The sequence below is a fragment of the Streptomyces sp. GD-15H genome, from assembly GCF_045291515.1.
Classification (GTDB): Bacteria; Actinomycetota; Actinomycetes; order Streptomycetales; family Streptomycetaceae; genus Streptomyces.
In genome coordinates, this window is record NZ_CP149447.1 from 489,297 (window position 1) to 511,462 (window position 22,166).

Consider the following 22,166-nt stretch of genomic DNA (forward strand, 5'->3'; position numbering starts at 1 on the left):
GGCCCGCGCGCGTATGGGGAGAGGGCACTCGACTCAGCGGAGGCCCCGCGGTGTTCGCACCGCCCTGTTCTGGTTCGGGAGTCACGCATGAGGCACGCACGACGACGGGTCGTCCGGCGAGTGACACGGTTGGCAGCCGTCGGCGGACTCCTCCTCGGAGGAACGATGGTGACCCGTGCCGTCGCGAGTGAGCCGCCGGAGCCGGACGCGGTTCCGTACGCCGCCGCCGAGGAGACCACAGGCCCCGGCTCCGCACTCGTCTCCCGGCTCGGCACCTCCCGCACGGCGGGCAGCTGGCTCGATGCCGACGGGCGGACGGTCGTCGCGGTCACCGACGAGAAGGCGGCGGCCGAGGTACGGGAGGCCGGCGCCGACCCGAAGATGGTGCGCCACAGCATGCGCGACCTGAAGTCGGCCACGCGGACTCTGCGTGCGGCGCCGCGTGTGCCCGGAACGGCCTGGTCCATGGACTACCGGGCCAACGAGGTGGTGGTCCGCGGTGACAGCACGGTGTCCGCGGACGCCTGGTCCGACCTGACCCGAGTGGCGGAGGGGGCGGGTGGATTCGTCCGCATGGAACGCACCGAGGGCACCTTCACCACCCGGATCAACGGGGCGGTGCCCATCCTGTCGACCGCCGGGCGCTGTTCCGCGGGCTTCAACGTGACCGACGGCAAACGCGACTTCATCCTCACGGCGGGGCACTGCGGACCCGACGGATCCGTCTGGTTCGCCGACGACCGGAGCAGGCAGAAGGTCGGGACCACGGTCGGCGGCAGCTTCCCCGGCGACGACTACTCCCTGATCGAGTACGACGGCGGCCGGGCGGGCGAGGGTGCAGGTGTGGTGGCGGTCGGTGACGGACAGGGCGTGCGGATCATGGGGGTGGGAGATCCCGAGGTCGGCCGGCGGGTGTTCCGCAGCGGCAGCACCAGCGGGTTGCGCGACGGGGAGGTGACCGCGCTCAACGCGACGGTGAACTACCCGGAGGGCACGGTCAGCGGCCTCATCGAGACCAATGTGTGCGCCGAACCCGGTGACAGCGGCGGCCCGATGTTCTCCGAGGGCATCGCGCTCGGTGTGACGTCGGGCGGCAGCGGCGACTGCCGACAGGCGAGCGGTACGACGTTCTTCCAGCCGGTCACGAAGGCGTTGTCGCAGCTCAAGGTGGATCTCATCGTGGCCCCGAAGGCCGGTGACGGTGCGGGCACGGCCGCTCCGTCGGCGACGCAGGGCGCGGTGGCGCCGGACGCCGCGTCACCGGGCCCGTCGGCGCCGGGGGGCGACGTGTCGACCCTGCTGTCCCGCCTGGCCGACCCGCGTGCGGTCGGCCCCGGCATGCTGGTCATCGGAGGCAGTCTGGTGGCCCTGGTGGCAACCCGCTGGCTCCGCGCGGAGCAGGACCGCAAGGCGTACCGGCGCTACTACTCGGCGACATGGGGCTAGAGAAGAGCGCGGGCGAGGGGCAGCGGGCCCGTGCGGCGCTCAGGCCGCCTCGGCCCGCCGCGGAAGGGCCGAGGCCCACTCCTGGACGAGACGCTGGTACTCCGCGCGCTGCTCACCGCTCAGTGTCCCGCCCGACCGGAGCCACAGGGCCCGAATCTCCTCATTGACCTCGGCAGCCGATCGCTCGGAGGAGGGTTCGAGAGTCGTGGACATGCTGTGAAGCATACGACCCCGGACGTGAAAGCCGTGTGAGTAACGGCGAGCTAACTTTACATATCGGACATAATGGACAGTGTCACTGATCACGTCATCTGCCGTGCGACGTGGGGGAGTTCACACCCCGGACCGCCACCCGTCCGCCCGCAGCCCGGCCCCGCCCCGCTTCCCCCCGACGACTTGCGTGAACGGTCCGGCGTCGGACAAGTGCCAACAAAACGAGGCCGCTGCGGCATCGTGTTCTCCGACACTCCTCACGGCACCGCGGCCGCGATCGCCGCCCGCACCTCGCGGATCAACCTCATTCACTCCCGGTGAAGGGCACGCATGTCATGACGTTCTCGCTCGGTATCGTCGGCGCCGGCCAGTTCTCGGGCCAGTTCGCCACCCTGTTCCAGGCGCACCCCGGCGTCGGTGACATCCACGTCACCGACCTGCTGCCCGAACGGGCCCAGCGGCTCGCCGCCGCGCAGGGCCTCGCCGGCACCTTCCCGTCGTACGAGGCCATGTTGGAGTCCCCGCGGATCGACGCGGTCGCGATCTTCACCCAGCGCTGGACCCACGGCCCCCTGGTGCTCCAGGGCCTGAACGCGGGCAAGCACGTGTACTCCGCGGTTCCCATGGCGATCCGTACGGAGGAGATCGCGGCGATCATCGACGCGGTCAAGGCGACCGGGCTGACGTACATGATGGGTGAGACCAGCCAGTACCACCCCGCCACGGTCCACGCCCGCGACCGGATCGCCGCCGGTGCCTTCGGGCGGCTGTTCTACGCCGAGGGCGACTACATCCACGACATGGACCTGGGCCTCTACGAGGAATACCAGTACAGCGGCGGCGACGACTGGAAGGCCACCGCAAGCTATCCCCCGATGCTGTACCCGACGCACGCGGTGGGCGGGGTACTGGGGGCATGGCAGACGCACGCGGTCGGGGTGTCGGCGATCGGTGTCGGGGACGACCGCGGGGACGGCGTCTTCGAGAGGGGAATCAGCCAGTTCGACAACGACTTCTCCAACGCCACCGCCCTGTTCGAGGTGGCGGGCGGCGGCGCGTTCCGCACGAACGAGTTCCGGCGGGTCGGCTATCCCTCGCACATTAGGGAATCGCGGTTCCGTTTCTTCGGCACGGAGGCGAGCATGGAGCAGCTCGCCACGGTCGCGCTGTGGCAGGACAAGAGCGGGGTCCGGGACATCACCGAGCTGCTGGAGCCCAAGCCGACGCTGCCCCCCGACGATCCCTCCCTCGAGCACATCGCGCCGGAACTGCGCGCCGCCTTCACCTCCGGTTCGGCGGCGGTGCACGACCGCGCCCGGCTCCCGCGCGAGTTCGACCGGCTGGCCAACGGCCACGAGGGCAGCCACCACTTCCTCGCGGACGACTTCGTGACCGCGGTGAGCACCCGCACCCTGCCGTCGGTGAACGCCTGGGTCGCCGCCCGCTACACGCTGCCCGGCATCATCGCCCACCAGTCCGCGCTGCAGGGCGGCGCCAGGCTGGAGATCCCGGACTTCGGTGACGCCCCGGCCCCCTGACCTCAGGGTCTGCCAGCTCTCCGAGACCTCCGGCCCGTGAGCCGGATCCCCGCCGCATCGGGTGCCCGGCTCAGCTCTCCGGCCCCGCCAGCGCCTGACGGAATCCTGAGTTGACCGCCGTGACACCGCCGTCGACCACCAGGGTGGTACCGGTGATCCACGACGCGTCGCGGGAGGCGAGGAAGGCCACGGCGGCCGCGATGTCCTCCGGTTCGCCCACCCGGCCCAGCGGGTAGAGCCCGCGCACCGCCGCGAGTTCCTCGTCCCTGCCCTCCCACGCCCTGGTGCGCACCGTGCCCGGAGCGACGAGGTTGACCCGGACGCCCCGGGGCCCGGCGTGACCGGCGAGGGTACGGGTGAGGGAGGCCAGACCCGCCTTGGCCGCGCTGTAACCGTGGTTGCCGAAGTCCTGGATGCCGTTGACGGAACCGATGGCGACGACGGCCCCCCGGCCGGAGGCGGCGAGATGCGGGAGTGCGGCGCGGCAGCAGCGGTGGGCGCCGGTGAGGGTGACGTCGAGGTCGCGGGCCCAGGCCTCGTCCGGCTGGTCCTCGAAGAGGGGGGCGTCCGGTGTGCAGTGGGCGGCGTTGTTGACCAGGACGTCGAGCGAGCCGAAGGCGTCCACGGCCTGCGCGACGGCCGCTTCGACCGACGTGCGGTCCGCCACGTCGCAGGTGACGCCCTCGGCCGACAGGCCTCGCTCGCGGAGCGCCGACGCGGTGCGCCCGGCCTCGGCGCCGTCCACGTCGGCGACCAGGACACGCGCCCCCTCCTCCGCGAACCGCAGGGCGGTCGCCGCCCCGATGCCGCGTGCCGCGCCCGTGATGAGAATGCCGTACCCCTCGAAACGCCGTGTGTCCGTCGTCATGCGGGGACGGTACTGCGCCGGACGATCACCGCGGGAGGGGTAGGGCGTCAGCGGTAGCCGGTGGTGTCCGCCGGCTTGCCCGGGTCCTGGACCTCGACCAGGTAACGCCAGGCGTCCGGGCGGCTGCCGTCGAGGTCGGTGAAGCCGTACTCCCGGGCGAGGCCGCCGCTGGAGAGGGAGGTGCCGTTGAAGCGGGACACCCGTGGGTCGGCGGCGAGGGCGGTGACGGCCCGGCCCACGTAGCGCGGGGTCTCCGAGATGGCGAAGTGGGGGACGCGGGTCAGGGCGTCCCGCCAGTTGTCCTCCCGTACCCCGAACTCGTCGAGCATGATCTCCGAGCGGAGCCAGCCCGGGGTGAGCGCGACCGCGGTGGCGCCGCGCGGACCGAGTTCGTGGCCGAGGGCGAAGGCCATGCGCAGGACGGACGTCTTGGCGAGGTCGTAGAAGAAGGAGACGCGGTAGGTGTCGCGGTTGTAGTCCGCGGTGCCGTCGGTGACCTCGACGACCAGCCCGCCGGGGTGGCGCAGCAGCAGCGGCAGGGCGTGGTGACTGGTGACGGCGTGGGTCTCCACCGCGAGCCGGAGCAGGCGCAGCCCCTTGTCGAGGTCGTGCTCCCAGACGGGGGTGTCCCATGCGAAGAGGTGCTCGCCGCCCCAGATGTCGTTGACGAGGACGTCGAGGCGGCCCTGCTCGTCGGCGACGCGGTCGACGAGGGCCTTGACCTGGGCGGGGTCCAGGTGGTCGGTGGGGACGGCGATGCCCCGGCCGCCGGCCTCGGTGACCAGGTCGGCGGTGTCCTCGATGGTCTCGGGGCGGCCGTACTCGGAGCGCCGCTCGCGGGTGCTGCGCCCGGTGACGTAGACGGTGGCGCCCGCCGCGCCCAGTTCGACGGCGATGCCCCGTCCGGCTCCCCGGGTCGCCCCGGCGACCAGTGCGACCTTGTCCTTCAACGATCCTGCCCGCTGCTCCGGCATGTCCGGCCTCCCGCCACTCGCGATCTGCTGTCGCTAGGAGAGTGACGGGTAAGCCGGACATCCTCTGTCACCTTTCCGGCGGGGCTTTCGCGAGTCACCGGGACCGGGGGCGTCAGTGGCCGCGGGCGATCCACTCCTGGAGGTGCGGCGCCTCCGCACCGATGGTGGTCGAGTCGCCGTGGCCGGTGCGGACCTTGGTCTCCGGCGGGAGCGTCAGCAACCGGTCGCGGATCGAGTCGATGATCGTCGGGAAGTGGGAGAACGAACGGCCGGTGGCACCGGGGCCGCCCTGGAAGAGGGTGTCTCCGGTGAACACGGTGGCCAGCCCGGGGTCGTAGAGGCAGACCGCGCCCGGCGCGTGCCCGGGGGTGTGCAGCACCGTGAGGTCGGCGCCGGCCGCCTCGATCACCTGGCCGTCGACCAGCCAGGAATCGGGATCGCGGTCCGGATGGGTCTGTTTCCACAGCGGCAGGTCGTCGTGGTGCAGCCAGATTCTGGCCCCGGTGCGCTCGGCGAGGGCGGGAGCGGCGTCGATGTGGTCGTTGTGGGCGTGGGTGCACACGATCGCCTTGAGCTGGCGGTCGCCCACCGCCTCGGCGATGGCGTCGGCGTCGTGTGCGGCGTCGATGACGATCACCTCGTGGTCGTCGCCGACGATCCACACGTTGTTGTCGACGTCCCAGGTGCCGCCGTCGAGGCTGAACTGGCCCGAGGTGACGAGGTGCTCGATGCGTGCGGCCATCAGAGCACCACCACCGAGCGCAGGACGTCGCCCTTGTGCATCCGTTCGAAGGCCTTCTCCACCTCGTCGAGCTGGATGGTCTCGGTGACGAACGCGCCGAGGTCCAGGCGGCCCTGCTGATGCAGGTCGACCAGCATCGGGAAGTCCCGCGAGGGCAGGCAGTCGCCGTACCAGGACGACTTCAGGGAGCCGCCGCGGCCGAACACGTCGAGGAGCGGCAGTTCGAGCTTCATCTCCGGGGTGGGCACGCCGACGAGGACGACCGTGCCGGCCAGGTCGCGGGCGTAGAAGGCCTGCTGGTACGTCTCGGGGCGGCCGACGGCCTCGATGACGACGTCGGCGCCGAAGCCGCCGGTGAGTCCGCGGATCGCCTCGACGGGGTCGGATGTACGGGAGTTGACGGTGTGGGTGGCGCCCATGGAGCGGGCGGTCTCCAGCTTGCGGTCGTCGATGTCGACAGCGATGATCTTCGCCGCTCCGGCGAGCCGGGCCCCGGCGATGGCCGCGTCGCCGACGCCGCCGCAGCCGATGACGGCGACACTGTCGCCGCGGCCGACGTTGCCGGTGTTGATCGCGGCGCCGATGCCGGCCATCACCCCGCAACCCAGCAGGCCGGCGACCTGCGGGGAGACTTCGGGATCGACCTTGGTGCACTGTCCGGCGGCGACGAGGGTCTTCTCGGCGAAGGCTCCGATGCCCAGGGCCGGGGAGAGTTCCTGGCCCGTCGAGGCGAGGGTCATCTTCTGCTCGGCGTTGTGCGTGTCGAAGCAGTACCAGGGGCGTCCGCGCAGACAGGCGCGGCACTTGCCGCATACCGCACGCCAGTTGAGGACGACGAAGTCACCGGGCGCGACGTCGGTGACGTCGTCGCCCACCGACTCCACCACGCCCGCGGCCTCGTGGCCGAGCAGGAAGGGGAAGTCGTCGCTGATGCCGCCCTGCTTGTAGTGGAGGTCGGTGTGGCACACACCGCAGGCCTGGACGCGGACGACCGCCTCGCCCGGCCCCGGGTCGGGTACGACGATCGTCTCGATGCGTACCGGCTCGTCCTTGCCCGGTGCGATCACACCGCGCACTTCCTGCGCCATGGTGCTGGCTCCTTCGTCTTCCGGTGTCCGTACTCCGACCCTACGCGACCGGCAGGTGACTCGGCCGGTGGGCTCCACGGCAGGTCGCGGCGCTGCGTGGGTCCGCCCGCCGTTCCACGCCCTTGCCCCTGCGACGTAGCCTGAGCCTTCCGCCCGACGCCCAGGGAGCGACGTGAGCATCGCAGCGCAGAAGACCGGTCCGCCCGCCTGGCGGGCGCTCCTCGGATACGTACGACCGCACCGGTGGGCCCTGCTGGGCGGGGCCTCGCTGTCCCTGCTGACGGGAGCGACCGGGCTGATGCTGCCGCTGGTCGCCCGGGAGCTGATCGACGACCTGTCGGCCGACCGGGCCATCACCGGCGCGCTGCTGCTGATGTCGGCGCTCGTCGTCGCCAATGCCGTGCTGGGCGCGCTGGGTTCGTACGTGCTGCGGCGCACCGCCGAGTCGGTGGTGCTCGGGGCGCGGCGCTCGCTGTCGTCGTATCTGCTGCGGCTGCGCATCACGGCCGTGGACCGCAGCGAGCCCGGCGATCTGATGGCCCGCATCACCTCCGACACCACGCTGCTGCGCCAGGTCACCACCGACTCGCTGGTGGGCCTCGGCACGGGCGGCCTCACGCTGATCGCGACCATCGTGCTGATGGGCTTCGTCGACCCCGTGCTGCTGGCGGTCACCCTCGCCGTGATCGTGGGTGCGGGGACGATACTCGGCGTGATCGTGCCCCACATCAACCGGGCCAGCCGGCAGGCGCAGGACGCGGTCGGCGTGATGGGCGCCTCGCTGGAGCGGGTGCTGGGCGCGCTGCGCACGGTGAAGGCGTCCGGTGCCGAGCCGCGGGAGGAGCGCGCGCTGCACGATGCCGCCGAGGAGTCGTGGCGGCAGAGCGTACGCGCCGCCAAGTGGTCGGCCGCGGCGGGCAACACGGCCGGGCTCGCGATGCAGGTCGCGTTCCTCACGGTGCTCGCGGTGGGCGGCGCGCGGGTGGCGACGGACGCCATCGACATCGGCACGCTGGTGGCGTTCCTGCTGTTCGTCTTCTATCTCATGGCACCGATCCAGAGTGTCGTCGCCGCGATCACGCAGTACCAGACGGGCAGCGCCGCCCTGGCGCGCATCCAGGAGGCGCTGCGGCTGCCCGCGGAGCCGGCCGCCGATGCCACGCCCCTGCCGACACCGGGCACCGCTCCCGCCGCGCTCGCCTTCGAGGACGTGCGTTTCCGTTACGCCGACGATCTGCCGTACGTCCACCACGGGGTGACGTTCACCGTGCCCGCCCAGGGCATGACCGCGTTCGTGGGCCCGTCCGGCGCGGGCAAGACCACCGTCTTCTCCCTCATCGAACGCTTCTACGACCCCGACGCGGGTGTGATCACTCTCGACGGGCGCGAGCTGGCCGGCTGGGGACTGCCGGAGCTGCGGTCCTCGATCGGCTATGTGGAACAGGACGCTCCGGTGCTGTCGGGCTCCCTGCGCGACAACCTGCTGCTCGGGAACCCGGAGGCGGACGACGACACCGTGGCGCGGGTGGTGAGGACGACCCGGCTCGACGGGCTGGTGGCCAGGCTGCCGGCCGGGCTCGACACGCTGGTCGGGCACCGCGGCACCAAGCTGTCCGGCGGGGAACGCCAGCGGGTCGCCATCGCCCGCGCGCTGCTGCGCAGCCCTCGGCTGCTGCTGCTCGACGAGGCCACCTCGCAGCTCGACGCGGTGAACGAGGCGGCGCTGCGCGACACCGTCGCCGACGTGGCCCGTACGACGACGGTGCTGGTCGTCGCGCACCGGCTGTCGACGGTGACGATGGCCGACCGGATCGTGGTGATGGACGCCGGCCGGGTCCGCGCGGTCGGCACCCACCGCGAGCTGGTGACCGCCGATCCGCTCTACGCGGAGCTGGCGGCGACGCAGTTCCTGGCGGCCAGTACGTGACCCCGTGGCCAGGACGGTCTCACTTTTCGAACGCCGTCGAGATCGTGCCATGATCATCCCCTGCGGATCGGGCGACCGGCGTGCCCGGGTGCGCGCTTGGGCGTGGCGACACGCGCTGCGCCGGGCGCGGCCCACGGCAGGCTCTAGGGTGGTGAGCGTGCGGCTGCTCCTGATGTCAGACACCCACCTGCCCGTGCGGGCGAAGCAACTGCCCGCGCCCCTGCTCGACGAACTGCCGCGGGCCGACGTCGTGTTCCACGCGGGGGACTGGGTCGACACGGCCACGCTCGATCTGCTCGAGAGTCGCAGCCGCCGACTCGTCGCCGTGTACGGGAACAACGACGGACCCGAACTCCGCGCCCGCCTGCCGGAGGTCGCGTACGTCGAACTCGACGGTCTGCGCTTCGGCGTGGTCCACGAGACGGGTCCCGCGCGGGGTCGTGAGGCCCGGTGCGCCGCCCGCTTTCCCGACCTGGACGTGCTGGTCTTCGGGCACAGCCACATCCCGTGGGACTCCACCGCCGCCACGGGACTGCGTCTGCTCAACCCGGGCTCACCGACGGACCGCCGCCGGCAGCCCCACCACACCTATCTCACCGGCACGCTCACCGACGGCCGACTCGGCGATCTGGAACTGCACCGGCTGCCACCACGCCGGTGACGTCCGCTCCCGGCGTCCGCATCGGTCGGGCACGCCCATGGCCGGGGCCCGACGGGCCGGGCCGCTTCGTTTCGGTGGAAGCGGCCCGGACCCTGCGAGTAGTTGCTCTGTCACGGACCTCCTTCCCACGATCGGAGGTGATACGGGCCTGAATACCCACCCCGGCCGGGCTCACACATTTTTTTCGTCTCATTCTTCAGGTCCGGCGCCGCCTGCGGATCCGCGAGATCAGCACGACCACCGCGACGACACCGGCGAGGGCCGCGGCGACTCGTTTGGCGACCGGCACACCAGCGGTGCGCAGCAGGTCCAGGGGCTCGTCCGGCGGGTACTCCGCCCGTCGGCCGGCCTGGGCCGCACCGGCGGCATCGGCCACACCGGCCGTCCCGGTCGTGTCGGCCGCCTCGGCGGGTTCGGTCAGCCGTTCGGACAGGCAGGCGGCGAACTGGCCGATGATCCGCTCACCCACCTCCGCCAGCACCCCGCGCCCGAACTGCGCCGGCCGCCCGGTCACCGTCAGATCGGTACGCACCGACACCGCCGTGCCGCCGTCCCGCTCGCTGAGCGTTCCCGTCACGGTGGCCCGCGCCGTGCCCTGGCCACGGGTCTCCCGGCCACTGGCGACCAGCACCATCCGGTGGGCCGTCTCGTCCCGTTCCTCGAAGACCGCCGTGCCCCTGTACGTCACGGCGACCGGTCCCACCTTGACCTTCACCGAGCCGGTCACCGTCTTGTCGTCGTGCTCCTCGACGGTCGCTCCCGGCAGACACGGCGCGACCCGTTCGATGTCGAGGAGCGCCGGCGAGGCGTCGTCGACCGGGACGGGGATGGTGAACTCGTGATGCAGCTCCATGTCTGCCTCCTCGTGACTCGGTGGACGTGGGCTCAAGGGGCTCAGGGTGCGGGAACGGGTGGATGGACCGCTCCCTCGGTCACGGACAGCGGTGCGCCCGTCCCGCCCCAGCGCAGCGCGACGATCTCGGCGGCCACCGACACGGCAACCTCCTCGGGTGTACGGGCGCCGAGGTCCAGCCCGACCGGTGAGCGCAGCCGGGACCGTTCGCGCTCGGTGAGGCCGGCCTCGACGAGGCGCTCCGCACGGTCGGTGTGGGTGCGGCGGCTGCCCATGGCGCCGATGTAGGCGGCGGGCCGGCGCAGCGCCTCCTGGAGCAGCGGCACGTCGAACTTCGGGTCGTGGGTGAGGACGCAGATCACCGTGCGTTCGTCGGTCTCGGTACCGTGCAGGTACCGGTGCGGCCAGTCCACGACGACCTCGACGCCCTCCGGAAAGCGGCGGGGCGTGGCGAAGACGGGGCGGGCGTCGCAGACGGTCACCCGGTAGCCGAGGAAGACACCGATGCGGGCCACGGCCGCCGCGTAGTCGATCGCGCCGAAGACCAGCATGCGCGGCGGCGGCGCGAAGGACTGCAGGAACACGCTCACCGCGTCCTCACGGCGCTGGCCCCGGGGCCCGTAGTGGCGCAGCCCCGTGGCCCCGAGGGCGAGTTCGCCGCGCGCGTCGGCGGTGACGGCCACATCCAGGCCGGTCGTCCCCAAGGTGCCCGAGAGCCGGTCCCGCCAGACGGCGAGCGTGGCGCCGAGCGGTGCGGGACCGTCGGTCACCGTCGCCACGGTCACCGGCTCGCCCGCGGCCACCGACTCCGCGACGGCACCGAACGCCGGGTCCAGCTCGGGTGTGACCGGGCGCACGAGCAGGGTGATCTCCCCGCCGCAGGTCAGGCCGACCGCGAAGGCATCCGAGTCGCTGTAGCCGAAGGTCTCCAGCCGGGCCTCACCGTCGGCGACGACCTCTCGCGCCAACTCGAACACCGCACCCTCGACACACCCCCCGGACACGCTCCCCAGCACCTCGTCGTCCGGGCCCACGGCCATGGCGGCGCCGGGGTCGCGCGGAGTGCTGCGGCTGGTGCCGACGACGGTGGCCAGGCCGAAGGGCCGACCGGTGGTGTACCACCGGGCGAGCGCCGGGAGGATGTCACGCATGGTCGGCTCCTTCCCGGGGCACGTCAGCCGGGTCGGCGGAAGCGCCCCGTACCACCGCCGCCAGGGTTTCCAGGGCGGCCAGGCTGTGGCCCTCGACGAACGCGTCCACGCTCGGCAGTGCCGCCGCCATCCCCGCGGCCAGCGGGGCGTAACCGGGGCGTGCCTTGAGGGGGTTGGCCCAGATCACCCGGTGGGCCAGCCGGTGCAGGCGGTGCATCTGGGCCGCGAGGAGTTCCGGGTCGCCGCGTTCCCAGCCGTCCGACAGCAGTACGACCACGGCGCCGCGGGCCATGCCCCGCTGCCCCCAGCGGTCGAGGAACTCCCGCAGCAGCTCGCCGAGTCTGGTCCCGCCGCGCCAGTCGGGCACGGCCGCCCAGGCCGCGCCCAGGGCGGGATCGGGGTCCCGGTGCGACAGCTCCCGGGTCACCCGGGTCAGCCGGGTGCCGACGGTGAACACCTCCGCCGCCCGCCCTCGTACGGCTGCATGCGCGAAGCGCAGCAGCGCGTCCGCGTACGGCGCCATCGATCCACTGACGTCGACGAGCAGCACCAGGCGCCGCGGCCGTTCGGCCCGGACCCGGCGCCGCAGCCGGGCCGGCTCGCCACCCTGCCGCAGCAACTCCCGCACGGTGCGGTGCGGATCGACCTCCCCGCGCCGGGCAGGCCGGCGCCGCGCCGTGCGCCGTACCTCTCCGCGCGGCGCCAGTGCCGCCAGCAGTCGGCGTACCTGTTCCCGCTCGGCGGTGGCGAGGCCCGCGACGTCACGGTGGCGGAGCGTCTCGGTGGAGCTGGCCAGCGTGGCCAGGGGCGGCCCCGGCCGCTGCCCCTGGGCGGCGGCCGCACGGAGGCCCGTGGCCTCGCGTACGACGAGCCGCTGCCGGAGCCGGGGCGCGGGCGGCACCGGCGGCCCGTCCGGCCCGCCGGTGCCGAAATACGCGGCGAAGACCCGCTCGTACCGCTCCAGGTCGTCCCGGCAGGCGCACAGGGTCAGCCGTCCCGCCCAGTACACGTCCGCCCGCACCCCGGGCCGCAGGGCGTCCACCGCGCGCAGGAATGTGTGCGCCCGCTCCGCGCTCGCGTCGAGGCCGGCCGCGCGCAGGGCACGGACGAACCCGACGAGCACCGCGACCGCCCCGGCCGCCGGCACGCCCCGCTCCCCGTTCACCGCCGCGCGTCCCCCCGCCGCCATGTCCGCCATCCCCGTCACGTCCCTCGCGCGGCGAGCACCGCCGCAAGATCGAGTCCCCGGGCCCGCTCGGTGTCCTCCCGGTACTTCAGCGCCGACCCCAGCGTCGCCGCGGCAAGGTCCGCGTCGACCTCGCTCGCCCCGAGCGTGTCCAGGGCCTGCGCCCAGTCGATCGTCTCGGCCACCCCCGGCGGCTTGAGCAGGTCCTGCGTGCGGAGCTCCTGCACCAGCGCGGTCACCTGCTCGGCCAGCCGCGCCGACACCCCGGGCAGCCGGCGCCGCACGATGGCCAGCTCGCGGGCGAAGTCCGGGTGGTCGAACCAGTGGTACAGACAGCGCCGCTTGAGCGCGTCGTGCACCTCCCGGGTGCGGTTCGACGTCAGCACGACCACGGGCGGCACCTCTGCGCGTACGGTGCCCAGCTCCGGGATCGTCACCGAGAACTCCGACAGCAGCTCCAGCAGGAACGCCTCGAACTCGTCGTCGGCCCGGTCGATCTCGTCGACGAGCAGCACGCACGGCTGGGTCTCCAGGGCGCGCAGCAGGGGCCGGGCGATCAGGAAACGGCGGTCGTACAGTTCGCCCTCCAGCCGGCCGGCGTCCGTGATCCCGGTCGCCTCGGCGGCCCGCAGATGCAGTAGCTGGCGCGGGAAGTCCCAGTCGTAGAGCGCCTGGGCGGCATCGATGCCCTCGTGGCACTGGAGCCGGATCAGCGGGGCGTCCAGCGCCTCGGCGAGGGCGGTGGCCAGCGCGGTCTTGCCGACGCCCGGGTCGCCCTCGCAGAACACCGGGCGGTGCAGCCTCAGGGCCAGGAAGCAGGCGATGGCAAGCCCCTCGTCGACGAGGTATCCCGTCTCCTCCAGGCGGGCCCGCACCTCGTCCGGCCCGGCCGGCGCCGGTTCGCCGCTGATCGGCCTCACCCCATCCCGGCCGCGGTCAGCACCGCCCGCCTGGTGAGCACCTGCGCCAGGTGCGCCCGGTACTCGGGCGAGCCCGAGGTGTCCCGGGGCGGCTGGGTGCCGTCCGCCGCCGCCTGCGCGGCACCCGCCACGGCCTGCGTGTCGTCGCTGCCCGCCAGGGCCTGCTCGGCCGCCGTGGCCCGCAACGGGGTCGCGCCCATGTTGACCAGCCCGACCCGCGCCTCGGCGATCCGCCCGTTGTCGCGGCGCACCAGCGCCGCCACACCGACGATCGCGTAGGACTGCGCCACCCGGTGGAACTTCTCGTAGTGGAAGCCCCAGCCGTCCGCCTTCGGCACCCGCACCTCGACCAGCAGCTCGTCGGGCGCCAGCACCGTCTCCAGGTAGTTGACGAAGAACTCGCGGGCCGGGACCGTGCGCCGGCCCCCGGACCGGCGACGACCAGCTCACCGTCCATGGCGAGCACCGCCGCGGGCAGATCCGCCGCCGGGTCGGCGTGCGCCAGCGAGCCGCCGAAGGTGCCCCGGTGCCGTACGGCCGGGTCGGCGACCGTGCGGGTGGCGGCGGCCAGCAGCCCGGCGTACCGGCGCACCAGCGGGTCCCGGACGACCTCGTGGTGCGTGGTCATCGCGCCGATGACGAGCGCGTCGCTGTCCTCGCGCACACCGCGCAGCCCGGGGACGCGTCCGACGTCCACCACCAGTTCCGGGAAGGCCAGTCGCAGCCTGAGCAGCGGCAGCAGGCTCTGACCACCGGCCAGCACCTTCGCGTCCTCACCGCCGTCGGCGAGCACCCGCAGCGCTTCCTCGAGGCTGGTGGGCCGGGCGTAGTCGAATGCCGGGGGAATCATGCGGAGCCCTCCTTCGCCGAATGCACTGCCCGCCACACCCGCTCGGGCGTGCAGGGCATCGTCACGTCCGTCACACCGAGCGGCCGCAGCGCGTCCACGACCGCGCCCACCACGGCGGGCGTCGAGGCGATCGTCCCCGCCTCGCCGACGCCCTTGACGCCCAGCGGGTTGGAGGTCGCCGGCGTCTCGGTCCGCTCCGTGACGAACTCCGGCAGGTCCCCGGCCACCGGCACCATGTAGTCGGCCATCGTGCCCGTGATCAGGTTGCCCTCGTCGTCGTACACGGCCTCCTCGTACAGGGCCTGCGCGATGCCCTGGGCGAGGCCGCCGTGCACCTGTCCCTCCACGATCACCGGATTGATCACCCGGCCCACGTCGTTGACGCAGACGTAGGAACGGATCCGGGTCTGTCCGGTCTCCGTGTCGACCTCGACGGCGCACAGGTGCGTGCCGTGCGGATAGGAGAAGTTCTCCGGGTCGACCACCTGTTCGGCGTTGATGGTGGGTTCCATGCCGTCGGGCACGTCGTGCGAGGTGAACGCCTCGAAGGCGATCTCCTGGATGGTCCTGCGCGCCTCGGGCGACCCCTTGACGGTGAACACGCCGTCGGTGAACTCCAGGTCGTTCTCGTTCGCCTCCAGCAGGTGCGCCGCGACCCTGCGGGCCTTCTCGACGACCTTCTCGGCCGCGTGGTGCACCGCGGATCCGCCGACCGCCAGGGACCGCGAACCGTAGGTGTCCATGCCCTGCGGGGCCGCCCTGGTGTCGCCGTGCACCACCTCGATGTCCTCGAACGGCACGCCCAGCACGTCCGCGGCGATCTGGCTCCAGCTCGTCACATGCCCCTGCCCGTGCGGGCTGGTGCCGGTGACCACCTCGACCTTGCCGGTGGGCAGCATGCGGATGCTCGCCGCCTCCCAGCCGCCGGCCGCGTACCGGAGGTCCCGCAGTACCCGGCTCGGCGCGAGCCCGCACATCTCGGTGTACGTCGACACGCCGATGCCGAGCCGTACCGTGTCGCCGCGCTCGTTGCGTTTCTGCTGCTCGGCGCGGAGTTCGTCGTACCCGAACAGGGCGAGTGCCCGCTCGGTGGCGGCCTCGTAGTTGCCGCTGTCGTACGTCAGACCCGCGATCGACGTGTACGGGAACTCCTCGTGCCGGATCCAGTTCCGGCGCCGCACCTCGACGGGGTCCAGGCCGAGTTCGGCCGCCAGCTCGTCCATGATCCGCTCGATGGCGAACGTGGCCTCCGGACGCCCGGCACCGCGGTACGCGTCCGTCGGTGTCTTCGTCGTGAACACACCCGTACAGGTGAAGTCGTAGGCCTCCATCTTGTAGATCGCCGGGTACATGAAGGCGCCGAGGATCGGGATGCCGGGCGTGACCAGCATCAGATAGGCGCCCATGTCGGCGAGCAGGTCGACCTTCAGGCCGAGCAGCCGGCCCTCACTGGTCGCGGCGACCTCGATGTCCTGGATCATGCCGCGGCCCTGGTGCGTGGCCAGATAGCCCTCGGAGCGGGACTCGGTCCACTTCACCGGCCGGCCCAGCCGCCGGGCGACCTCCAGGGCGACGGCCTCCTCGCCGTAGACCTGGAGCTTGGAGCCGAACCCGCCGCCCACGTCGGGGGCCACCACCCGCAGTTTCTGCTCGGGGATCCCCGTGACCGTCGACAGCATCACCCGCAAAATGTGCGGGACCTGGGTCGCCGAGTAGACCGTGTACTCGCCGGAGGCGGCGAGCGGGGTGACGACGACCGCGCGCGGCTCCATCGCGTTCGCGACGAGCCGCTGCTGGTGGAAGCGGCGGGTGACGACCACGTCGGCGCGTCGCTTCACCGTCTCGTAGTCCTCGCCGGTCTTCAGCGGCCACACGTAGCTGCGGTTGGTGCCCTTGTCCGCGTGGACCAGCGGGGCGTCCTCGGCGAGCGCCGCCTCCAGGTCGAGCACCGGCGGCAGCGGCTCGTAGTCGACCTCGACCGCCTCCAGCGCGTCGGCCGCCGCGTACCGGTCGCGCGCCACCACGACCGCCACCGGGTCACCGGCGTGGCGCACCTCGTCGACCGCGACCGGCGGGTGGTCCGGCAGCACGATGTCCTCGGTGACCGGCCAGGCACAGGGCAGCGAGCCGAGACCCTGGGCGAGGTCACGGCCGCTGAACGCGGCGACGACACCGGGGCGTTCCAGGGCGGGGGAGACGTCGACCCGCTCGATGCGGGCGTGCGCCATGGGACTGCGCAGGAACGCGATGTGCAGCAGTCCGGTGACGGAGATGTTGTCCGTCCAGTTGGTCTGCCCGGTGATCAGCCGGGCGTCCTCCTTACGGAGCCGGCCCCGGCCCACCTCGCGTTCGGTGCTCCGGTCGGTGCTCTGGTCGGTCATGCCGTGACCTCCTCCGACGAGGCGGCCGCGGAGAGGACCGCGCGGACGATGTTCTGATAACCGGTGCAGCGGCACATGTTGCCCTCGAGGGCCTCGCGCACCTCGTCGGCGTCGGGATGCGGGTTCTCGCGCAGCAGATCACGCGCCGCCATGATCATCCCGGGGGTGCAGTAGCCGCACTGCAGTGCGTGCTGCTCGTGGAAGGCGCGCTGCAGCGGTGTCCACTCGCCTTCCTGGGCCAACCCCTGAATGGTGGTCACCTCACCCCCGTCGGCCTGCACGGCGAGCACCGAGCAGCTCTTCACGCTCGTACCGTCCAGCTCGATCGTGCAGGCTCCGCAGTTCGAGGTGTCGCAGCCGACCGGGGTGCCGGTCAGACCGAGCCGGTCGCGCAGATAGTGGACCAGCAGCAGACGGGGTTCCACCTCATCCTCGTACGCCGTGCCGTCCACTTTCACCGAGATACGGGTCATGTGCCCTCCTGAGGCCGTGCGGGCGGATGAGGAGTGTCTGTGACCTTGGAGTGATGAATCTCACTCTATGTCCAGGTCCGGCGAACGGCGAGTGCTGCGGCACCGATGCGGTGACCGCTGGACCCATTGCCGTGGTTCGGCCCGCTCCGTTCCACCGCTGGCGTCCGCCGTCACCGGACAAGGAGCGCACATGCCCTCAACGTCACCGTCCCTCCAGCAGGAATCCCGCCCCTGCCCAAGGACGTGACGCTCAGTGCACATGCTCACCGCGCGTCCCGTAACATCTTCCCGCTCGCCCCGAGCGGGGATCACTCGTCCCAGGCCTGGATCAATGTCTGCTCGGTGATCTTGCCGTCCCTCAGCGAGATCATCGACTCCGAGAGCACCCGCACTCCGTCCGGGTACACGCAGCTCTCGCTGTAGGCGGCGTGATCGCCCTGGATGACGCACCGCTCCAGCCGGTGCGTCATGTCACGGCTGTACACGTCGTCGAGCATGGCGGCGATCTCGTCCCGGCCGTGCAGGACCTTGGGGTGGCTGGGCTGGGTGTTGCGGTCCACGATGCGCAGTTCGGCGTCGTCCGCGTAGAGCGACACCATGGGTGCCGACGTCCGCGCCTCGATGCCCCGGCGCAGTGTGTCAGTGCTGAACCCGGGTTCTGCCGAGGTGGTCATGACGACCTCCTTCGAGAGCCTCGGCCCGGTCCCGAGCGGGCCACGCCGGGCCTCTCCTACGAGGCTCCTCCGGCCCGCGGGGCGCTGCAAGCCCGGCCCGTGGGCTCCGCCCGACGGATGAGCCAAGCCGTCTTCCCGTGTCCGGGACGGCCCCGTCGGCATTGCTGAGGCCATGATCTCAACACGCCGTATCGTCGCCGACGTTGGTTTCCCCGCCGCTGTCACCGACACCACCGCCCCGGCCCCGGAGTGGTCCCCTCCGGCCAGACCTGACGGCCGTACCGGGCCGGGACTGCTTCCCGCGCGCGGCGCCGCTGGGAGAGGTGGGGAGCTGCTGGGATGTGGCTGGGTACGAGTGTGTTCGGGCGTGTGTGGATGAGTGCTGGAGTGTGGTCGGGAGGTATGTGGTCATGCCTGGAGAGGGGAATGGTGGTTCGTCCGCCGGATGTGTGACCTTTGCGGGTGGGGTTCGTTGGGTGGGAGGAGCGGGTCTTCACGGCTGACCGGGGGGTGTGGGGTGGACGGACTGCGTGGGCTTGCGGCGCCGTTCGTGGCACCCGGCCCGTCGGGGGTGGCCATTCGTACCCGGCTCAAACTGCTCACCGCCGCCGATGAGGAGGTGCTGCGGCTGATGGGCGCGCATCTGGGCACGCCGGCCTCCGGTGATCTGAAGGCGCGCTGCCGGGATGGTCTGGGACATGACGCCGGGGCGTGGGCGGCGCGCAGGCGGGAACTGACCCCTGCGTCGTCGGCCCGCTGGGCGGGTGCGCTCACCAGGGCCACGCGCGATCAGTCGGCGCCGGCCCGGCGCTGCGCGCACACCCGCCTCCAGTGCCTGGAAGCCGGTGTGCGAACCCTGCGGCACCGACTGCCACTGCCGGTGGGTGGGAAAGGGACGCGGAAGGCCCCGGGTGGGTATCGCAGCGGGCGGGAGTGGCATGCCAAGGCCCGTCGGCTGCATGTCCTGGAGGACCGGCTGGCGCGGGAGCGCGCCGCTGGGGAGGCCGGGACCGTGCAGGTGGTGCGCGGCGGCCGGCGCCTGGCCCGTATGCGGCACCGCCTGGCCGCCGCGCGGCTGACCGAGGACCAGTGGCGCCAGCGGTGGCAGGCCGTCCGGTGTTTCCTGCAGGCCGACGGCGAGTCGGGGAAGCGGTACGGCAACGAGACGATTCGCATCGGCCCGGACGGTGAGGTCAGCATCAGGCTCCCCGCCCCGCTCAAGGGACTGGCCAACGCGCCGCACGGCCGGTACGTCCTGACCGGCCGGGTCCCCTTCGCCCACCGCGGAGTGGAGTGGGCCGACCGGGTGGCGGCGAACCGAGCGGTCGCCTACCGCATCCTCCCCCACTCTCGGCCGCGCTCGAGCGGGGGCACCCCCATCGACACAGACCGCGCTCGCTGGTACGTGACCGCCTCCTGGCAGAAACCCGTGGCGCGGACGGTCCCGCCGGCGGCGGCGCTCGCACACAGGGTGATCGGAGTGGACACCAACACCGACCTCCCCCACCGCCGCCTGGCGCCTGGATGTCCACGGCAACCCGACCGGCACCCCGCGCCGGTTCTGCTACGACCTGACCGGCCCGGCCGACCGCCGGGACGCCCAGGTCCGCCATGCCCTGACCCGGCTGCTGCACTGGGCAAAGGCCTGCGGGGGGCAGGCGATCGCGATGGAGGACCTGGACTTCACCGCGGAGAAGACCCGCGAGAAACACGTCCGCCAGAAACGGTTCCGAAAGCTGGTCTCCGGCCGGCTCCGCCCCCGGCTCGTCTCGATGGCCGACGCCACCGGCATCACCCTCGTCGCCGTGGACCCGGCCTACACCTCCCGGTGGGGTGCCCAGCACTGGCAGAAGCCGCTGATCGGCAGCACCCGCACGGCCACCCTCCCCCAAGCTCCCGACTGCGCTTCAAGCAGGGGGCCCCATTGATGCGGCGAGCATCACGATCGGCAGGCGTGCCCAGGGGTATTCGGTCCGGCGTCGGGCGGCACCGCCCCGCACCCACCAGAGCGATGGATGCGGGCGTCGGACCGTCCAGGCCGGACCGGAGGCTCCCGGGCGTGAGGAACCCCGCCCCCGCGTTCCCGGACCACGGACCGATCCGTGCCGCCGAACGCGGAGCGAACGCGGGCGACCAGGACACCCAGCACCGTTCGGGGTGTCCGCAGTGAGCGGGACTGGGCCCAGGACCCGCTCCCGCGCACTGACCAGGAACGTGACGATCGGGCGACGTGGAGCAACCTGCCCGTTCGAAGGCAAGCGACTCGAAGGGCCACAAATCCAGATGCCGGTCAAGGTCAGCGTCATCGTTCCCGTCTACAACCCGGGAATCTACATCGAGGACTGCGTCTCCTCCCTGCAACGGCAGTCACTGCCGCCCGAGGAGTACGAGGCGATCTTCGTCGACGACGGCTCCACCGACGGGACCCCGGCACGGCTCGACCGGCTGGCCGCCGAGGACCCCCGGATGCGGGTGATCCACCAGGAGAACTCCGGCTGGTCAGGCAAGCCGCGCAACGTCGGAATCGCCGCCGCCCGGGGCGAGTTCGTGATGTTCGTCGACAATGACGACTACCTGGGCGACGAGGCCCTGGAGCGGATGTACGCGTACGGCGTGGCCAACGGCGCGGATGTCGTCGTCGGCAAGATGGCCGGCAAGAACCGCGGTGTGCCGGTGGAGTTGTTCCGCCGCAACCATCCGCGCGCCACCGTGGAGAACGCGCCGCTGATCGACAGCCTCACCCCGCACAAGATGTTCCGCCGGGCGTTCCTCGACGACATCGGGCTGCGCTTCCCGGAGGGGCGGCGGCGCCTGGAGGACCACGTCTTCGTCACCGAGGCGTATCTGCGGGCGGCCAACGTCTCCGTGCTCAGCGACTACGTCTGCTACTACCACATCAGACGCGACGACGCCTCGAACGCCGGTTTCCAGCGCTTCGACCCGGTGGGCTATTTCAAGAACCTCCGCGAGGCGCTCGACGTGGTCGAGCGGTACACCGAGCCCGGTCCGGTGCGTGACAGGCTGTTCCGTCGCTGGCTGCGGGTGGAGATGGTGGAGCGGCTGCGGGCCCGGCGGCTGCTGGGGCTGCCGGACGACTACCGCAGAGAGTTGTTCGGGGAGATCCACAAGGTGGTCGTCGAGCGGTTCGGTCCGGCTGTCGCGGCCGGACTGCAGCCGACGCAGCAGGTGGTCGCCTCGCTGACGGCGGCGGACCGGTACGACGACGTGATGGCCTTCGCCGAGTGGGAGGCCGGGGTCGCACCGACGGCGGCGCCCACGAGCGTGGAGTGGGCGGGGGGTTCGCTGTGTCTCGGCTTCACCGCCGAGTACGTCTCCGCGGGCGCGCCGATGACGTTCCCCGCCGATGCCGCCCCTACCCCACTGGCCGACACGCCGAAGAACGTGGAGGAGGCGGTGGCGTGGGTCGGTGCCCAGACCGCGGCCCGCTTCGACCAGGCCACGGCGGATCTGCTGCTGCGTGAACGGGCCAGCTCCGCCCAGTACTTCCAGCCCGTGGAGTTCACCCGGGAGACGGTGCCCGTCGACGGCGGCGAGCGGGTGCGGCTGGTGCTGCGTGCGACCGTCAGGGTCGACCCGGGCGCGCTCCCCGGTGGCGAGGTTTGGGACGCCGTCGTACGGGTCAAGCTCGGCGGCTGGACCAAGGAGTGCCGGCTGGGCCCGGCCCCGCGCGCCACCCGGCCCGAGCCGTACGCGGGCATCGCCGCGGGCCGGGCGTTCCTGCCCTACTGGACGGAGCCGCACGGCAATCTCTCCCTGGACGTCGCCGTCCGAGGCAGGCGGCTCGGCCTCGGCCAGATGCGGCGGCCGGACGTGACGGTCTCCGGGGCGCGGCTGCGCGCCCGGGTGCCGCTGCACGCCGACGACGGCACCGGGGTGCGGCTTCGGTTCTCGTCCGGTGGCCGGATCCTGTACGCGCCTGGCACGCTGGCCGGTGAACCGGACCGGCCGGGGTCGCGGTTGGAGGCGACGCTGCCCTCGGGACTCCCCCGGGGTGTCTGGCGGATCGCGCTCTGCCTGGACCCGGACGCCGCCGAACCGCGCTTCGACGGGCTGCCGTTCGCGCTCCGCACCGGCGGGGACGGGGTGCTGGTGGTGTCGATTCCACGCCCCGGTGCCGTACGGAAGTTGGTGCGCGGGGCGCGACGGATGCTCGGCGCCGCCCGGACGAGGGTGGCTCCGCTGATCGACGGAAGGCGGTGA

17 protein-coding genes and 2 pseudogenes are annotated in these 22,166 nt (G+C 72.3%); 6 read left to right on the forward strand and 13 right to left on the reverse strand.

The annotated features are described in order from the left end of the window. The first annotated feature begins 87 nt into the window (after positions 1-87). Entirely contained in the window at positions 88-1,446 is a 1,359-nt protein-coding gene (locus WJ438_RS02380; protein WP_406723746.1) for a S1 family peptidase, read from the forward strand. Between the two features lie 39 nt (positions 1,447-1,485). On the opposite strand, the gene WJ438_RS02385 is transcribed toward WJ438_RS02380, so the two are convergent. Then, positions 1,486-1,671 carry a hypothetical protein gene (locus WJ438_RS02385; RefSeq protein ID WP_109378756.1) on the reverse strand — a complete coding sequence of 62 codons (186 nt, stop codon included), beginning with the start codon at positions 1,669-1,671 and terminating at the stop codon, positions 1,486-1,488. A gap of 323 nt (positions 1,672-1,994) precedes the next feature. On the opposite strand from WJ438_RS02385, the gene WJ438_RS02390 reads away from it, so the two are divergent. Then, complete coding sequence (locus tag WJ438_RS02390; RefSeq protein ID WP_406723747.1) at positions 1,995-3,197, forward strand: Gfo/Idh/MocA family protein; 1,203 nt, start codon at positions 1,995-1,997, stop codon at positions 3,195-3,197. Between the two features lie 70 nt (positions 3,198-3,267). On the opposite strand, the gene WJ438_RS02395 is transcribed toward WJ438_RS02390, so the two are convergent. The 4 genes from WJ438_RS02395 to WJ438_RS02410 all read right to left on the reverse strand — a co-directional run bounded on the left by WJ438_RS02395 (position 3,268) and on the right by WJ438_RS02410 (position 6,869). Beyond that, positions 3,268-4,065, reverse strand: a complete 798-nt coding sequence (locus WJ438_RS02395; protein WP_406723748.1) for an SDR family NAD(P)-dependent oxidoreductase — start codon at positions 4,063-4,065, stop codon at positions 3,268-3,270. Between the two features lie 47 nt (positions 4,066-4,112). Beyond that, on the reverse strand, positions 4,113-5,039 hold the full coding sequence (locus WJ438_RS02400) for an SDR family oxidoreductase (protein ID WP_406723749.1): 927 nt from the start codon (positions 5,037-5,039) through the stop codon (positions 4,113-4,115). Between the two features lie 112 nt (positions 5,040-5,151). Then, positions 5,152-5,781 carry an MBL fold metallo-hydrolase gene (locus tag WJ438_RS02405; RefSeq protein WP_406723750.1) on the reverse strand — a complete coding sequence of 210 codons (630 nt, stop codon included), beginning with the start codon at positions 5,779-5,781 and terminating at the stop codon, positions 5,152-5,154. Beyond that, a complete protein-coding gene (locus WJ438_RS02410; protein ID WP_406723751.1) occupies positions 5,781-6,869 on the reverse strand; it encodes an S-(hydroxymethyl)mycothiol dehydrogenase in 1,089 nt (362 codons plus the stop codon). The genes WJ438_RS02405 and WJ438_RS02410 overlap by 1 nt, the downstream gene beginning before the upstream one ends. Before the next feature lie 172 nt (positions 6,870-7,041). On the opposite strand from WJ438_RS02410, the gene WJ438_RS02415 reads away from it, so the two are divergent. Then, the gene (locus tag WJ438_RS02415; RefSeq protein WP_406723752.1) at positions 7,042-8,796 is read left to right on the forward strand and encodes an ABC transporter ATP-binding protein; all 1,755 of its coding nucleotides are present in this window, start codon (positions 7,042-7,044) and stop codon (positions 8,794-8,796) included. A gap of 157 nt (positions 8,797-8,953) precedes the next feature. After that, positions 8,954-9,457, forward strand: coding sequence for a metallophosphoesterase family protein (locus WJ438_RS02420; protein WP_406723753.1), 504 nt, complete (start codon positions 8,954-8,956; stop codon positions 9,455-9,457). Between the two features lie 196 nt (positions 9,458-9,653). Here WJ438_RS02420 and WJ438_RS02425 read toward each other — a convergent pair whose 3' ends face one another. The 8 genes and pseudogenes from WJ438_RS02425 to WJ438_RS02460 all read right to left on the reverse strand — a co-directional run bounded on the left by WJ438_RS02425 (position 9,654) and on the right by WJ438_RS02460 (position 17,945). Next, positions 9,654-10,310: an SRPBCC family protein gene (locus WJ438_RS02425; protein WP_406723754.1), complete on the reverse strand. Its 657-nt coding sequence runs from the start codon at positions 10,308-10,310 to the stop codon at positions 9,654-9,656. Positions 10,311-10,351: 41 nt separating this feature from the next. Continuing rightward, entirely contained in the window at positions 10,352-11,461 is a 1,110-nt protein-coding gene (locus WJ438_RS02430; RefSeq protein WP_406723755.1) for an XdhC family protein, read from the reverse strand. Then, positions 11,454-12,650: a vWA domain-containing protein gene (locus WJ438_RS02435; RefSeq protein WP_406729566.1), complete on the reverse strand. Its 1,197-nt coding sequence runs from the start codon at positions 12,648-12,650 to the stop codon at positions 11,454-11,456. Before WJ438_RS02435 ends, WJ438_RS02430 begins: the two co-directional genes overlap by 8 nt. 14 nt (positions 12,651-12,664) lie before the next feature. Then, positions 12,665-13,522, reverse strand: coding sequence for an AAA family ATPase (locus WJ438_RS02440; RefSeq protein ID WP_406729567.1), 858 nt, complete (start codon positions 13,520-13,522; stop codon positions 12,665-12,667). Positions 13,523-13,563: 41 nt separating this feature from the next. Further along, positions 13,564-14,417 (reverse strand): annotated as a pseudogene (locus tag WJ438_RS02445) (FAD binding domain-containing protein). Further along, entirely contained in the window at positions 14,414-16,798 is a 2,385-nt protein-coding gene (locus WJ438_RS02450) for a xanthine dehydrogenase family protein molybdopterin-binding subunit (protein WP_406723756.1), read from the reverse strand. The pseudogene WJ438_RS02445 and the gene WJ438_RS02450 overlap by 4 nt, the downstream one beginning before the upstream one ends. Beyond that, a complete protein-coding gene (locus WJ438_RS02455; protein WP_406723757.1) occupies positions 16,795-17,271 on the reverse strand; it encodes a (2Fe-2S)-binding protein in 477 nt (158 codons plus the stop codon). The genes WJ438_RS02450 and WJ438_RS02455 overlap by 4 nt, the downstream gene beginning before the upstream one ends. A gap of 308 nt (positions 17,272-17,579) precedes the next feature. Continuing rightward, positions 17,580-17,945 carry a nuclear transport factor 2 family protein gene (locus tag WJ438_RS02460; RefSeq protein ID WP_406723758.1) on the reverse strand — a complete coding sequence of 122 codons (366 nt, stop codon included), beginning with the start codon at positions 17,943-17,945 and terminating at the stop codon, positions 17,580-17,582. 517 nt (positions 17,946-18,462) lie between these two features. On the opposite strand from WJ438_RS02460, the pseudogene WJ438_RS02465 reads away from it, so the two are divergent. Both WJ438_RS02465 and WJ438_RS02470 read left to right on the forward strand, forming a co-directional pair. Next, positions 18,463-20,152, forward strand: a pseudogene (locus WJ438_RS02465) (hypothetical protein); the annotation flags it as partial. Between the two features lie 76 nt (positions 20,153-20,228). Further along, complete coding sequence (locus WJ438_RS02470) at positions 20,229-22,166, forward strand: glycosyltransferase family 2 protein (RefSeq protein WP_406729568.1); 1,938 nt, start codon at positions 20,229-20,231, stop codon at positions 22,164-22,166.